At 73.6% G+C, this 14,983-nt stretch carries 13 protein-coding genes; 9 read left to right on the top strand and 4 right to left on the bottom strand.

The genetic code is table 11. From position 1 onward, the window contains the following. Positions 1-73 precede the first annotated feature (73 nt). Positions 74-1,711, bottom strand: coding sequence for an APC family permease (locus tag ACGF5O_RS10210; RefSeq protein WP_393809449.1), 1,638 nt, complete (start codon positions 1,709-1,711; stop codon positions 74-76). Positions 1,712-1,941: 230 nt separating this feature from the next. After that, positions 1,942-2,355, bottom strand: a complete 414-nt coding sequence (locus tag ACGF5O_RS10205) for a CoA-binding protein (protein ID WP_393809448.1) — start codon at positions 2,353-2,355, stop codon at positions 1,942-1,944. A gap of 166 nt (positions 2,356-2,521) precedes the next feature. Here ACGF5O_RS10205 and ACGF5O_RS10200 point away from each other — a divergent pair, with 166 nt between their 5' ends. From ACGF5O_RS10200 to ACGF5O_RS10185, 4 genes are all read left to right on the top strand, one after another. Further along, positions 2,522-3,298, top strand: coding sequence for a hypothetical protein (locus ACGF5O_RS10200; protein WP_393809447.1), 777 nt, complete (start codon positions 2,522-2,524; stop codon positions 3,296-3,298). Next, positions 3,295-3,891 carry a SixA phosphatase family protein gene (locus ACGF5O_RS10195; protein WP_393809446.1) on the top strand — a complete coding sequence of 199 codons (597 nt, stop codon included), beginning with the start codon at positions 3,295-3,297 and terminating at the stop codon, positions 3,889-3,891. The genes ACGF5O_RS10200 and ACGF5O_RS10195 overlap by 4 nt, the downstream gene beginning before the upstream one ends. 38 nt (positions 3,892-3,929) lie before the next feature. Next, the gene (locus tag ACGF5O_RS10190; RefSeq protein ID WP_393809445.1) at positions 3,930-4,556 is read left to right on the top strand and encodes a YigZ family protein; all 627 of its coding nucleotides are present in this window, start codon (positions 3,930-3,932) and stop codon (positions 4,554-4,556) included. 121 nt (positions 4,557-4,677) lie between these two features. Further along, positions 4,678-5,865 carry a cytochrome P450 gene (locus ACGF5O_RS10185; protein ID WP_393809444.1) on the top strand — a complete coding sequence of 396 codons (1,188 nt, stop codon included), beginning with the start codon at positions 4,678-4,680 and terminating at the stop codon, positions 5,863-5,865. Between the two features lie 122 nt (positions 5,866-5,987). Here ACGF5O_RS10185 and ACGF5O_RS10180 read toward each other — a convergent pair whose 3' ends face one another. Continuing rightward, a complete protein-coding gene (locus ACGF5O_RS10180) occupies positions 5,988-6,629 on the bottom strand; it encodes a glycosyl hydrolase family 28-related protein (RefSeq protein WP_393809443.1) in 642 nt (213 codons plus the stop codon). A gap of 408 nt (positions 6,630-7,037) precedes the next feature. Between ACGF5O_RS10180 and ACGF5O_RS10175 the strand changes: the two genes are divergently transcribed. The 5 genes from ACGF5O_RS10175 (at position 7,038) to ACGF5O_RS10155 (ending at position 14,360) form a co-directional block, all read left to right on the top strand. Further along, complete coding sequence (locus tag ACGF5O_RS10175) at positions 7,038-8,156, top strand: Gfo/Idh/MocA family protein (RefSeq protein ID WP_393809442.1); 1,119 nt, start codon at positions 7,038-7,040, stop codon at positions 8,154-8,156. Further along, a complete protein-coding gene (locus ACGF5O_RS10170) occupies positions 8,153-9,079 on the top strand; it encodes a PmoA family protein (protein ID WP_393809441.1) in 927 nt (308 codons plus the stop codon). The genes ACGF5O_RS10175 and ACGF5O_RS10170 overlap by 4 nt, the downstream gene beginning before the upstream one ends. Then, on the top strand, positions 9,073-9,834 hold the full coding sequence (locus ACGF5O_RS10165) for a cupin domain-containing protein (RefSeq protein WP_393809440.1): 762 nt from the start codon (positions 9,073-9,075) through the stop codon (positions 9,832-9,834). Before ACGF5O_RS10170 ends, ACGF5O_RS10165 begins: the two co-directional genes overlap by 7 nt. A 331-nt stretch (positions 9,835-10,165) precedes the next feature. After that, positions 10,166-11,329 carry an exonuclease SbcCD subunit D gene (locus ACGF5O_RS10160; RefSeq protein ID WP_393809439.1) on the top strand — a complete coding sequence of 388 codons (1,164 nt, stop codon included), beginning with the start codon at positions 10,166-10,168 and terminating at the stop codon, positions 11,327-11,329. Positions 11,330-11,369: 40 nt separating this feature from the next. Then, the gene (locus ACGF5O_RS10155; protein WP_393809438.1) at positions 11,370-14,360 is read left to right on the top strand and encodes an AAA family ATPase; all 2,991 of its coding nucleotides are present in this window, start codon (positions 11,370-11,372) and stop codon (positions 14,358-14,360) included. A gap of 160 nt (positions 14,361-14,520) precedes the next feature. Here ACGF5O_RS10155 and ACGF5O_RS10150 read toward each other — a convergent pair whose 3' ends face one another. After that, positions 14,521-14,967 (bottom strand): Lrp/AsnC family transcriptional regulator, encoded by a 447-nt coding sequence (locus ACGF5O_RS10150; protein WP_393809437.1) that lies wholly within the window; start codon positions 14,965-14,967, stop codon positions 14,521-14,523. Between the last annotated feature and the right edge of the window lie 16 nt (positions 14,968-14,983).

Raw genomic sequence — 14,983 nt, 5'->3', positions numbered from 1 at the left:
CCGCATTATGACGGTGTCCCGTCAGCCACGGCAGTGCCACCGTGGCTGACGGGACGTGGGTGAGGCGGACGGGTCAGTGCGCCGGGGCGTCCGTGACCACGACCTCGTCGATGCTGCGCTCGATGTCCTCGGCCGTGGAGGCGGTCGCCTTGGCCCAGTAGTAGATGCCGATCGAGAAGGCGGCGATGACCAGGATGTCCCACCACAGCGCGATGTTGTTCTGGCCGCCGAAGCTGCCCTGCCAGGAGATCACGCCCATGCCGATCAGGTAGACGGGCAGCCACTGCGCGGCCCGGAAGTCCAGCCGGGGCGCGTCCGGCAGGTTCCTGCTGTGGGCGTAGAAGGCGTAGCCGCCGAGCAGCAGGTAGCCGAGGATGATCGCGAGGCCGAGCCGCCACAGGATGTCCCAGCCGGACCAGTAGATGATCAGGTTGGCGACCACGAACGACAGCGGGGAGATCACCTTGCCGAAGGGCAGCCGGTACGGGCGCTCGTGCCGCGGCAGCTTGTCGGTGAAGACGCCGTACGCCAGCGGGGCACCGGCGTACATCAGCACGCTCGCCGAGGTGATGAAGCCGACCAGCTGCTGCCAGCTCGGGAACGGCAGGAAGCAGATCACGCCGGTCACGAAGGACATGATGAGACCGAACCACGGCACACCGCGGGAGTCGGTCCGGGTGAAGAGCTTCGGCGCGTAGCCGTTCTTCGCCAGGCCGTAGGAGACCCGGGAGGTGGCGGTGGTGTAGATGAGGCCGGTGCCGCCGGGGGAGATGATCGCGTCCACGTAGAGGACCCAGGCCAGCCAGCCGAGGCCCACCAGGGTGGCCAGGCCGGCCCACGGGCCGCTGATCCCGGCGTACTTCAGGTGGTCCCAGCCGTGCGCGAACGTGCTGTGCGGCAGCGCGGCGATGAACACGACCTGGAGCAGGACGTAGATGACGGCGCCGATCGCGACCGAGCCGAGCGTGGCGCGCGGCAGGTCCTTCTTCGGGTTGCGGCTCTCGCCCGCCAGCTGGATCGCCTGCTCGAAGCCGAGCAGCGCGAAGATGATGCCGCTGGTGCTGATCGCGGCCAGGACGCCCTTCGCGCCGAAGGGGGCGAAGCCCTCCGAGTGGAAGTTGGCGGTGTGGAAGTTGCCGACCGCGATGATGAAGATCGCGGCCAGCGGCACGGCGATCTTCCACCAGGTCGCGGCACTGTTGGTGTGCGCGAGGACCCGGACGCCGAAGAAGTTGACGCCGACGAACAGGGCCATGAGCACGATGGCCACCAGCAGGCCGCTCGTGGTCAGGGTGCCGTCGGCGTGCTCCAGGTGCTGGGCCCACTTCCAGTGACCGGCGTAACCGATCATGGCCTCGACCTCGATCGGGGCCACGGTCGCCGCCTGCAGCCAGGAGAACCAGCCGAAGGACATGCCGGCCAGGCCGCCGAACGCGTAGTGCGGGTAGCGGGCCGTACCGCCCGCCACCGGGAACATGCCGCCGAGCTCGGCGTGCACCAGTGCCAGCAGCACGATCGCGACCGCGCCGATCACCCACGAGATGATCGCCGCGGGGCCGGCCATGCCGACCGCCTTCTCGGCGCCGTACAGCCATCCGGAGCCGATGATCGAGCCCACCGAGGCCCACATCAGGCCGATCAGGCCGACGTCCCGCCTCAGACCGCCCGAAGGTGTGATGTCCTCCGTCGCGGCTTTCTCGACACTCACCATGTCAAGTGGCCTCTCAGTTTCTGAACGCAGATTTAACGAGCAAGAGGGCACAAGTTAAGGGCGCACGTCGCAATCGGAGAAGACTGTTGCCAAAGATTTGACCCTCGATCTTTCCTGTCTTGGCCAAAGCTTTTGCACAGGTCAGCGAGGGTCACAGAATGTCCGTATTCAGTTCTGTTAAGTGAGAAGAAGGTAAGACAGGGCAAGCTCAGATTTTCCTCAAATCCGGCTCAGTTCTGGCCCAGGCGGGGTATTTCGATGGCCGGGCAGCGGTCCATGACCATGTCCAGACCCGCGGCACGCACCCGCTCGTACGCCGCCTCGTCGACCACCCCGAGCTGGAACCAGACCGCCTTCGCGCCCTTCGCCAGCGCCTCGTCCGCGACGGCACCGGCCAGCTCGCCGTTGACGAAGACGTCGACGACGTCGACCTCGAAGGGGATCTCCGCGAGAGAGGCGTAGCCCTGCTCGCCGTGGACCGTCTCCGCCTTGGGGTGGACCGGCACGATCCGCTTGCCGAACCGCTGCAGCACCTGCGCCACCCCGTACGCCGCCCGTCCCCGGTTGGATGACAGACCGACCACCGCCCAGGTGTCACCCGTCCCGGTCAGAATCCTGCGGATCGTCGCTTCGTCGCCGTACACCGTCGGCCTCCTCGGCTCGGGGAATGTCCGCCGTCGGCAACAGCGGCCGGCGGACCCTGATTCCCCGGCCGGGACCGGGTCCGCGCGGTACCGCCGGGGCAGCCCGCGCGGCAGAAGGCGGCGCATGTCCCGCATGTCCCGCCACGGTGACCTGAATCATCGCAAGGTGCCTGCGTACGGTCCGCCGCACGCCTACGCTCAGCCCGTGCTGCGCATCCTCGACGCCAAGTCCGGTGAGACCGTCCCCGCCGTCTCCGCCCGCCGCGCCCTGACCCGGGTGGAGGCACACGCCTCCGGGTACGACCTGACGGCGCTGCGGGTCCTGCTCACCACCGACCTCCTGCTGCGCGCGCTGGAACTCGGCGGCACCCCGGTTCTGCCCCTGCTCACCGCCGACCACCACCAGGCCGAGCTGCACGCCGCCGCCACCACCCTCGGCATCCGCCCCTTCGAGGACGGCCGCGACCTCGCCGCCGGACTGGGCGAGGCCCAGGTCGTCCACGTCACGGCCGCCGGCGGCACCCCGCCCGCCGCCCGGGCCGGCCTGACCGTCGCCGTCGCCCGCGCGGACGGTCCCGACGCCGGTGTCCTGGGCACGCTCGACGACCCCGCCGCACTGCGGCTCGCCCTTCTCGACGCCCCCCGCGGCACCGCCGTCCACCTCGGTGCCGGCGCCCTCGACGAGGCCGGGCGGCGGCTCGGCAGGCTGCGCCGGTCGGTGGCCCACTGGGCGCGCAGCCCCTCGCGGCCGGTGCCCGAAAAGGTCAGGGGACGGCTGCGGGACGCCTGGGAGGACGACCTCGACGTACCCGGGGTGCTCGGCGTGCTGCGCTGGATGGAGAACCAGCCCGAGATCCCGGACGGCGCCCGCTTCGAGACCTGCGCCTACGCCGACCGGCTGCTCGCCCTCGAACTCACCCGCGACCTCGGGCGGGCGGCGTGATCACCCGGGCGGGCGCGGGCCCGCTGCGCCGCCTGGTCGTCCTGCGGCACGCCAAGTCCGCCTGGCCCGAGGGCGTCCCTGACCGCCTGCGCCCGCTCGCGGACCGCGGCCGTCGCGACGCCCCCGCCGCCGGGCGAGCCCTCGCCGAGTCCGACTCCCTGCCCGACCTCGCGGTCTGCTCCACCGCGGTACGCGCCCGGCAGACCTGGGAGCTGGCCGCCGGCCAGTGGGGGACACCGCCGCCGGTCCGCTACGACGGGCGGGTGTACGCCGCCGACGTACCCGAGCTGCTCGCGGTCGTGCACGAGGTGCCGCCCGAGGTGGAGACGCTGCTGCTGGTCGGGCACAACCCCGGCCTGGAGGAACTCGTCCTCGACCTCGCCGGCGACGGCCTCGACGACACCCTGGAGCAGATGCGCAGGAAGTTCCCGACCTCCGCGATCGCCGTCCTGGCCTGGCACGGCACGACGTGGGCGGCGCTCGCCCCGGGCACGGCCCTGCTGACGGAGGTGACGGTGGCCCGCGGACACAAGGAGAAGGAGCAAGGGAAGGAGGACGGAAAGGAGGAGGGAAAGGAGCAGGGGAAGGAGTAGGGAAAGGGGCGGTGCACGGGTCCGCATAGGGTGGGCGGATGCAGGACGAGTACCGCACCGTCGCCCGCGCGGGCACGCACGAGACCGAGGTCAACCGCTCCCGCTTCCTGTGCGCCCTCGCCCCGGCGGCCACCGAGCAGGAGGCCCAGGACTTCGTCGCGGCGGTCCGCAGGGAGCACGCCGACGCCACCCACAACTGCTGGGCCTACGTCATCGGCGCCGACGCCGCCACCCAGCGGGCCAGCGACGACGGCGAACCGGGCGGCACCGCCGGCGTCCCCATGCTGCAGATGCTGCTCCGCCGCGACATGCGGTACGTCGTCGCCGTCGTCACCCGCTACTACGGCGGCGTCAAGCTCGGCGCAGGCGGCCTCATCCGCGCCTACGGCGGTGCGGTCGGCGAGGCCCTCGACACCCTCGGCACCCGCACCCGGCGCCGCTTCCGGCTGGCCGCGGTGACCGTCGACCACCAGCGGGCCGGCAAGCTCCAGAACGACCTGCGCGCCACCGGCCGCGAGGTCCGCGACGTCCGCTACGGCGAGGCCGTCACCATCGGGATCGGCCTGCCGGACGCCGACGTGGACGCCTTCCGCGCCTGGCTCGCCGACGCGACGGCGGGCACCGCCACCCTCGAACTGGGCGGGGAGGCGTACGGGGACGCGTGACGGCCGGGGACGCCCGTTCGGGGACCTGACCCGCGGCCGGACACCCCGCCCACAATGACTCGCGTACGTGCGAAGGCGCTCGGGCTGGCTGAGCCCTTGCCACCACGAGTGAGGCCACGCGATGGCATTGCAGGTCGCCGAGGGAGACGAGACTCCCTGCGGTACTCCCCTCGACACCCCCTCCGGCGCGGGACGGCCGTTCGTCGACGTCGGCTCCCCCTCGTTCCGTTTCGACGACCGCCGCCTGCACGCGGCCCGCACCCGGGGCCTGCTCCCGGACAGCGTCTACGGTCCCGTGGTCTGCGACCACGCCACGGTCGGGCGGCTGTTGCGGCAGCCGACCCTGGTGCACGACCCCTGGCGGCAGCTGCGGTGCTCCGGGGTGACCGACCACGCGATCGGGTCCTGGTTCGCCTCGCTGCTCATCTTCTCCCGGGCCGCCGACCACGGCGCGCTGCGCCGGCGCATGCGCCCGCTCCTGCGCGGCCCGGCCTTCGACCCGTCGTTCGCCGCCGCCGAGGCCCGCGCCGCTGCCGCCGCGGTCGACGGCGCGTGCGAGTTCGTCACCGACGTCGCCGACGCGATCGTGGACGCGCAGGCCGCGCGGTTGCTCGACGTCGGCGGAGACACGTACCGCGAGATCGCGCAACCGGTACGGGACCTGGCGCTCGTCCACCGGCTGATGCCGCAGGAGACGCTCGGACAGGCGAAGGCGGCGGTCGAGCACGTGCAGGACTTCCTCGGCCGGCTGGCCCGCCGGGAGGGCGTCACGGCGGCCGAGCGCCCGGACTGGACGCGCTCCAGGATGTCGCTCCTCATCGGGTTCGAGCCGTACCGCCTGGCGCTCGGCCAGCTGGTCGCGGTGCTGGCGGACCATCCGCGGACCTGGTCGGCGGCGGCCGGCGACGAGAAGGCCGCCCTGTCCGCGGTACGGGAGCTGCTGCGCTGGATGCCGACGGCGCCGATCCAGATCCGGTTCACCGAACAGCCGTTGACGCTGGCCGACCGCACCCTGGAACCCGGCCGTCCGGTGCTCCTGTGCGCGGTGCAGGCCAACCGCGACGCGGAACCCGACGGCGACGCCTACCGGCCGGAGCGCGTGCCGTCCCGCCCGCACCTCAGCTTCGGCGCCGGCCTGCACTACTGCATAGGCGCCACCGCCTCCGAACACCAACTGGCCGCCGTGCTGCGCGCGCTGGCGGCCCGGTTCCGCGCGCCGGAGCCGACGGGCGGGGTCCGGTGGGGCCCGCCGTCCGGGGTACAGGGCCTGGTCGAGGTCCCGGTCCGGCTGACCCGGCACCGGAACTGACGTCCCGTCGGCCGGGCCGTTCCCCTGGCCGACGGGGCCAACTCCCTTCCGCCGCCGCGGAGATGCCCGGATCGGCCCGGCTCAGTCCGTGACCACGGAGGTGTTCAGTGAACTCGACCTCGTCACCCGGGGCGAACTGCGGGAATCCGGCGGTCTGCGGGTGCTCGTAGGAGGACACCGGACCAGTACGGCTGCCCGGTGGCCGGGCTGCTCTCGCCGAGCCAGGTGATGTGCGCGCCGCCGACCCGGTACGGGCTGCCGGCCGGGATCGACAGGACGCGGTAGGCGTGCCCGTCGGTGACACCGGCGGCGGAGACGGTCGCGTCGACGACCTCGGGGGCCGCGTAGCCGAAGGAGAAGTCCGTGAAGGTCACGTCCGTGGAGCGGATCGAGGCGAACGCCGTCTGCAGACCGTGGTAGACCAGCTCGGCCCCGCCGCCGTCGACGGTGACGTCGTGCATGTCCTCGACGAGCAGCCCGATCTCCTTGTCCCGGTAACGCCGGTCGGCGCCCACGGTGTTGGACACGTAGAGCTCACGCGTCTCGGCCCGTTCGGGATAGAGCTGGTAGGTGCCCTTGGAGAACCGGATTCTGACCGGCCGGTCGAGGCTCCTGGCGTGCCGCAGCGCGGCGGCGAGCGCGGGCGCCGAGTCCGTCCGGCCCGTGGGGTCGGCTCCGTAGTCGTCCACGTCGACCACCACCGGCCTGGCCTTCGCCGCGGCCACGGCGGGGGGACTGGCGGCACCTCCGAGCAACGCCGCCATTGCCACTCCAAGAACCACGAACCGAGACATGAAGAGTCCCTCCGGAGGATCCGCGCGTGTGAATTGCTGTCCATCCGCGCTGTGCCGGGGGTCGGCGGCCTTTCGGAGGTGCGTTCTCGGCTGGAAGCCAGCAAGTGGGCTGTTCTATTTGCAAGATTTCATTGAAAACTTTCAGCATGATTGATCACTGGATCTGATGTTCTGGGTGTTGAGCTTTCACGTTCCTCGCGCATACCGACTGAACGGCCCCCTCGGCCCTTGCTGCCTCGCCGCGGCCCGGCCACTCCGCCCGCTTCTCTCGGCCATCGCCGCGCGGGGGGTTGTCCTGACATTCCTCCGGACCTAGGGTCCCTTCGAGAGCAAGCGCTTTCTCCGCGTCTTGGTCCCCGCACTCCCAGGAGGACCCGCATGCCCCCACAACCGACCCGCCGCCGTGTCGCCGTGATCGGCACCGGCTCGATCGTCGGCGGCAGCCACCTGCCCGCCCTCACGGCCCACGCCGACCGCGCCGAGCTGGTCGCCGCGGTCGACGTCGACCAGGCACACCTCGACGCCTTCCGGGAACTCGCCGGCGGCGACGTCGCCGGGTACACCTCCGTCGACGAGATGCTGGACGCCGTGCGCCCCGACCTCGTCCTCGTCGGCACACCCCCCTCCCTGCACCGCGCGCAGACGGTGGCCGCGCTCAAGGCGGGCGCCTGGGTGCTGTGCGAGAAGCCGCTGTGCCTGTCGCTCGCCGAGTACGACGAGATCGCCGCCGCCGAGGAGGCCTCCGGCGCCTACGCCTCCGTGGTCTTCCAGCACCGCTACGGCTCCGGCGCCGTGCACGCCCGCCGGCTGATCGCCGGCGGCGAGCTGGGCGCCCCGCTGGTCGCGCACTGCCAGACCACCTGGCACCGGGACGCCGCCTACTACGCCGTGCCGTGGCGTGGCACCTGGGCCAGCGAGGGCGGCGGCCCGACCATGGGCCATGGCATCCACCAGTACGACCTGCTGCTGCACCTGCTCGGCCCGTGGACGGAGATCCGGGCCATGGCGGCCCGCCTGGTCCACGACACCGAGAGCGAGGACGTGTCCACCGCCCTCGTCCGCTTCGCGAACGGCGCCCTCGCCACCGTCGTCAACAGCGTGCTCTCCCCGCAGGAGGTGAGCCGCATCCGCGTCGACTGCGCGGACGCCACCGTCGAGCTCACCCACCTGTACGGGCACCGCAACGAGGACTGGGTCTACACCCCGGCCCCGCACGTCCCCGCCACCCGTGCCGATGGCTGGCGCACGCCGGAGGCGGACGTCCCCAGCTCGCACACCGCTCAGCTCGGCGCCCTCCTCGACGCCCACGACGCGGGCGAACGGCCGCCGGGCAGCGGCCCCGACGCCCGCGCCACCCTCGAATTCGCCGCCGCGCTCTACAAGTCGGCGTTCACGGGCCGCCCCGTGCACGCGGGGGAGATCGGCCCCGGCGACCCCTACTACGCAGCCATGCACGGCGACCACCCCCACTGGGCCCCCACCGAGGAGCGCGCATGAGCATCCGCGTCAGCCACGTCCACGGCGAGCACGTCGCGGTCGCGGCACCGGACGGCACCGAGATCCTGCGGTACGTCTACCGCCCCGACCCCGAGGCGTACGAGGCGCGCAAGCCGTACGCCCACCCGGTGCGCACGCTGGCCGGGCGGACCGTCACCGGCTACCGGCCGAGCGACCACCGCTGGCACAAGGGCCTCCAGATGACGGCCAGCCACCTGTCCGGGCAGAACTTCTGGGGCGGCAACACCTATGTCCACGGCCGGGGTTACCAGGTGCTGCCCGAGCGGGTCGGCTCGATGCGGCACGACGGCTTCACCGAGTTCACCGTCGCGGACGACCGGCTCTCCTTCACCGAGGAGCTGACCTGGGTGGAGAACGGCGGCGCGGAATGGGCGCGGGAGGCGCGCGGGCTCACCGTCCACTCCGTCGACGAACGGGCCGGCGCCTGGGTGCTCGACTGGACCATCCACCTCACCAATGTCCGCGACGAGCCGCTGACCTTCGGTTCCCCCACCACCGAAGGCCGCGAGATGGCCGGATACACCGGGCTCCAGTGGCGCGGCCCCCGGGACTTCACCGGCGGCACCGCGTTCGGCCCGGACTCCGTCACCGGCGCCGAGAAGCTGATGGGCACCCAGGGTCCGTGGCTCGCCTGCACCGCCGAGCACGACGAGGTCGACGGGCACTCCACGATCGTCTTCGCCCACGCGCCCGAGAACCTCGACGGGCGGACGCCGATCCACGAGTCGCACTGGTTCGTGCGCGCGGAGCCGATCCCGACGGCCGCGTTCTCCTGGGCGTTCTTCGAGGAGTTCGAGCTGCCGCCCGGCGAGTCCTTCGCCTACCGCTACCGGATCGTCTTCGCCGACGGCGCCTGGGACGCCGACCGCGTCGCCGCGCACCTGGAGAGCCTGCCGTGGTGAGCACGCCCGAGTCCGCGCCGCCCCACCCCCTCCCCGGCGCCGTCGGCCTCTCCCACCTCAGCGCCTACGACTGGGAGGCCGCCGACGGCGTCTGCGGCGGCAGCCCCCATCTGCACCTGGTCTGCACGGAGGCGTACGTCGTCACCGGGGGCCGGGGCGCCGTGCAGACGCTCGGCCCGGACGGCTACCGGGAGATCCCGCTGGAACCCGGGTCCGTCGCCTGGTTCACCCCGGGCACCGTGCACCGCATGGTGCAGGGCGGCGACCTGCGCATCACCGTGCTGATGCAGAACGGCGGACTGCCGGAGGCAGGGGACGCCGTCTTCACCTTCCCGCCCGAGGTGCTCGCCGACCCCGAACGGTACGCGGCCGCCGCGGCGTTGCCACCGGGCACCGGAGCCGGGACGGAACAGGCCGCCCGGCGGCGCCGGGACCTCGCCGTCGAGGGCTTCCTCGCCCTGCGGGAGACGCTGGTCGCCGGGGACGGCGGCCCGTACGCCGAGTTCCAGCGGTCCGCCGCCCGGCTGGTGCGCGACAGGGTGCCGCGCTGGCGGGAGCTGTGGCGGGCCGGTGCGCTGGCCGCCGCCGAGCGCACCGGCGCCCAGCTGGACGCGCTGCAGGCCGGCGAGGCGTCGTACCTCGGCGAGGCGGGCGCGTACGAGACCGCGCCCACGCGGCTCGGCGGGTTCGGGATGTGCGGCCGTCGTGACGAGTACAGCCTGCCGGGCGTGACGCTCCCGTACGGCGGCGAGTAGCGCAGGTTTCCAGGGGGAGCCGAGGGGGCGCACGGAAGTCCGAGGAGGGACGAGGTGACCTCGGCATGCCCGAGGCGCTGTGCGGCGCGGTGGCCGGGCGGCCCGCCACCGCCGGCAGGCACTTCACGGTCCCGCGACGGCGGCTGTGCCCCGCCGACCTGATGACGGGCCGCCCTGTGCGCCGCCGCCCGGCGACCAGGGAATGTGAGGTCTGTGGTGGATCAGGGGGTGATATGCGTTAGCGTGGCGGGCGGTGCCGGGGAGTCCCCGTGCTGGTTCATACGGGTCAAATAGGTGCAATAGGGGTAAGGGTGCGGGTCGGGGTGGTTGCGTGAGGATCCTGCACACCTCCGACTGGCATCTGGGCCGGGCGTTCCACCGCGTCAACATGCTGGGCGCCCAGTCGGAGTTCATCGGCCACCTCGTGGCGACCGTCCGCGAGCACGCCGTCGACGCCGTGGTGGTGGCCGGCGACGTCTACGACCGCGCGGTGCCGCCGCTCGCCGCGGTCGAGCTGTTCGACGACGCCCTGCACCGGCTCGCCGGCCTCGGCGTGCCCACGGTGATGATCTCCGGCAACCACGACTCCGCCCGCCGCCTCGGGGTCGGCGCCGGTCTCATCGACCGGGCCGGCATCCACCTGCGCACCGAACCGTCGGCCTGCGGCACCCCGGTCCTGCTCGCCGACGCCTCCGGGGACGTCGCGTTCTACGGCCTGCCGTATCTCGAACCCGCCCTGGTGAAGGACGAGTTCGCGGTCGACCGGGCGGGGCACGAGACGGTGCTGGCCGCCGCCATGGACCGGGTCCGCGCCGATCTCGCCGCCCGCCCGCCCGGCACCCGCTCCGTCGTCCTCGCGCACGCCTTCGTCACCGGCGGCGAGCCCAGCGACAGCGAGCGGGACATCACGGTGGGCGGCGTGGCCGCCGTCCCGGCCGGCGTCTTCGACGGTGTCGACTACGTGGCCCTCGGCCACCTGCACGGCTGCCAGACCCTCACCGAACGCGTCCGCTACTCCGGCTCACCGCTGGCCTACTCCTTCTCCGAGGCCGGCCACCGCAAGAGCATGTGGCTCGTCGACCTCGCCGCCGACGGCACGGTCACCGCCGAGCGCCTCGACTGCCCGGTCCCACGCCCGCTGGCCCGCATCCGCGGCACCCTGGACGACCTCCTCGCCGACCCCGCCCTCACCGCCCACGAGGACGCCTGGGTCGAGGCCACCCTCACCGACCCGGTCCGCCCCGCCGACCCCATGGCCCGCCTCGCCGACCGCTTCCCGCACACTCTCAGCCTGGTCTTCGACCCCGACCGCGCCCCGGACGACCCCGACGTCTCCTACGCCCGCCGCCTGGCCGGCCGCACCGACCGGCAGATCGCCGAGGACTTCGTCGCCCACGTGCGCGGCGCGGGCCCCGACGAACACGAACTGGCCGTCCTGGGCGAGGCGTTCGACGCGGTGCGCGCCGACGGCACGGTACGCGAGGTGGCCCGGTGACAGCACACCCGCACCCGAGCCCCCGCACGGAGGCGGCCGCATGAGGCTCCACCGGCTCGACATCACCGCGTTCGGACCGTTCGGCGGCTCCCAGAACGTCGACTTCGACACGCTCTCCGCCGCGGGGCTCTTCCTCCTGCACGGACCGACCGGCGCCGGAAAGACCTCCGTCCTGGACGCCGTCTGCTACGCCCTCTACGGCACCGTCCCCGGCGCCCGGCAGACCGGCCAGGGCCTCACCCTGCGCAGCGACCACGCCGACCCCGCCACCCGTACCGAGGTCCGCCTCGAACTCACCGTCGCCGGACGCCGGCTGGAGATCACCCGGCAGCCGCCCTGGGAGCGCCCCAAGAGACGTGGCGCGGGTACCACCCTGGACAAGGCCCAGACCTGGCTGCGCGAGTACGACGCGACGGCCCGCGCCTGGAAGGACCTCAGCCGCTCCCACCAGGAGATCGGCGAGGAGATCACCCAGCTGCTCGGCATGAGCCGCGAACAGTTCTGCCAGGTCGTTCTCCTGCCCCAGGGCGACTTCGCCCGCTTCCTGCGCGCCGACGCCGGCGCCCGCGGCCAGCTGCTCGGCCGGCTCTTCGACACCCAGCGCTTCGCCGACGTCGAGAAGCGCCTCGCCGAGCGCCGCAGGACCACCGAGGCCCGGGTCCGGGACGGCGACTCCGTGCTGCTCGCCGACGCGCACCGCATGCAGCAGGAGGCCGGCGACGCGATGGAGCTGCCGGAGCTGGCCCCGGGCGAGCCCGGCCTCGCCGCTGCCGTCCTCGCTGCCGCGGCCGTCGCCCGCAGCACCGCACGCGAGCGTCTCACCGTCGCCCACTGCCGGCTCACCGCCGCCGAGTCCGCCCAGTTCGCCGCCGACCGCGCGCTCGCCGGCGTACGCGAACTGGCCCGTTCGCAGGCCCGGTTCGCCGAGGCACGGCAGCGGGCCGTACGGCTGGAGGAGCGGGCCGCGGAGCACCGGGCGGCGCAGGCGCGGATGGAGCGGGCCAGGAAGGCGGAAGCGGTGGCGCCGGCGCTGGAGCTGCGGGAGGCCGCCGAGGAGGAGCACCGCGGAGCGGCCGGCGCCGAGGTGCGCGCACGGGCGCTGCTGCCGGAGAGCCTCGCCGGAGCCGGTGCGGCAGGGCTCGCGGCCGCTGCCCGCAAGGCCGCCGAGGAGCTGGGCGGGCTGGAGTCCGCGCGCCGGGCCGAGCGACGGCTCGCCGAGGTCGTCGACGAGCGGGCCCGGCTCGACCGGCAGGAGCGGGACGACGAGGACACGCTGCGCGAGGCCGCGGGCTGGCTCGCCGGCTGGGACGCCCGGCGCGCGGCGCTCCAGTCCCGTGTCGACTCCGCCCAGGAGGCCGCGACCCGCGCCGAGCAGCTCGCCGTACAGCGCGACCCCGCCCGCCGGCGGCTGGAGGCGGCGCGGTTGCGGGACGAGCTGGGCCGGGACACCGACGAGGCCCAGCGCGCCGCGCTCGCCTCCGCGCAACGGGCCGTGGCAGCACGGACGCACTGGCTCGACCTCAAGGAACAGCGGCTGAACGGCATCGCCGCCGAACTGGCCGCCGAGCTCGCCGAGGGAGAGCCCTGCGCGGTCTGCGGGGCCACCGAACACCCCGCCCCGGCCGAGAAGTTCGCGGGTCACGTCGACCGCGAGGCCGAGGAAGGCGCGCTCGCCGCGCTCCAGCGCGCCGACGAGCAGCGCGCCCGCGACGAGCGGCGGCTCGGTACCGCACGCGAGGCCCTGGCCGCCGCCGGCGCCGAGGCAGGAGACTCTCCCACCGCGCAACTGGCATCCCAGGCAGACGAGTTGGAGCGGGAGTACGCCCAGGCCCGACGACTGGGCTCCACCCTCCACGCGGCGCACGAGGAGCTGCGGCTCGCCGAGCAAGAGCGCGAGCGCCGACTGGCCGAGCGGCAGCAGGCCGAGGTCCGGGCCGCCGCCCGGCTGACCCGCCGCGAGGGCCTCGACGCGGAACAGACGGTCCTGGAAGCTGAGTTGGCGCAGGCCCGGGGGAGCGCCGCCAGCGTGTCCGCACGGGCCGGGCAGCTGGAGCGACAGGTGGCACTGCTCACCGACGCCGCCGACAGCGCGCGCGCCGCCGAGGACACCGCCCGCCACCTGAAGGACACCGACGCCCGGCTCGCCGACGCGGCCTACCGGGCCGGTTTCGACACCCCGGAGGCCGCGGCCGCCGCCCTCCTCGACGACACCGCCCACCGCGAACTCCAACGGCGCCTGGACGAGCGGCAGTCCGAGGAGGCCGCGGTGCGTGCCGTCCTCGCGGAGACCGACACCGCAGCCGCCGCCCAGCGGCCGCCCGCCGACCTCGACGCGGCGGAACGCATCGCCGCCGTGGCCGCCCAGCGCCTGCGGGACGCCGCCTCCGCCCGCGACCGGGCCGCCCGCAGCTGCACCGAACTCGACCGGCTCTCCGCCCGCGCCACCACGGGCGTACGGCAACTCGCCCCGCTGCGCGAGGAGTACGACCGGGTCGCCCGCCTCGCCGGCCTCACCGCGGGCACCTCAGCCGACAACGAACGCAGGATGCGGCTGGAGTCCTACGTCCTCGCCGCCCGCCTGGAACAGGTCGCCGCCGCCGCGACCGTACGCCTGCGGCGCATATCGTCCGGCCGCTACACCCTGGTCCACTCCGACGACCGCACCGGACGGGGCCGCAGCGGCCTCGGACTGCACGTCGTCGACGCCTGGACCGGACGCGAACGGGACACCGCCACCCTCTCCGGCGGCGAGACCTTCTTCGCCTCCCTCGCCCTCGCCCTCGGCCTCGCGGACGTCGTCACCGACGAGGCGGGCGGCGTCCGCCTCGACACCCTCTTCATCGACGAGGGCTTCGGCAGCCTCGACGACCAGACCCTCGACGAGGTCCTCGACGTCCTCGACTCCCTCCGCGAACGCGACCGCACCGTCGGCATCGTCAGCCACGTCGCCGACCTACGCCGCCGCGTCCACGCCCAACTGGAGGTCTCGAAGGGGAGAACGGGCTCGGCCCTTCGACAGCACGGGGTCTGAGCGCTCCGGTGGTCGCGCGGTCCGTCCACCGCGGGCCGGTGGGGGCTGGTCGCGCAGTTCCCCGCGCCCCTTACGGGGCGCTACTGCCGAGCCCCGTAAGGGGCGCGGGGAACTGCGCGACCAGCCCCGACGGCGCCGCAGTCGGCAGACCGGGGAGCGCTCAGATGCCGACGGCCCGCCGCGGAAGCGGCGAGGAGTAGACGACGCTCGTCGTCACCGAGCCCAGCGTGCCGATCCGGCCGGAGACCTCCTCCAGGTGCCGCATCGAGCGGGCGGTGACCTTGAGGACGAAGCAGTCGTCGCCCGTGACGTGGTGCGCCTCCAGGATCTCGGGGGTGGCGGCGACCAGGTCGTGGAACGGCTTGTAGTTGCCGTTCGGGTAGCGCAGCCGGACGAAGGCGAGGATCGGCAGGCCGAGCCGCTCCGGGTCGACCACCGCCGCGTACCCCTGGATCACGCCCGCCTCCTCCAGCCGGCGCACCCGTTCGGTCACCGCGCTCGGGGACATCGCGACGGCCCGCGCCAGCTCGGCGAAGCTGGCCCGGCCCTCGCGCTGGAGGACATCGAGGATGCGCAGGTCGGTGGCGTCCGGGGAAAACTCGGTCATGGAGGATGGATAACAG

This window comes from Streptomyces sp. NPDC048291, from assembly GCF_043201715.1.
Classification (GTDB): domain Bacteria; phylum Actinomycetota; class Actinomycetes; order Streptomycetales; family Streptomycetaceae; genus Streptomyces.
This window is presented reverse-complemented; position numbering and strand designations above follow the sequence as displayed.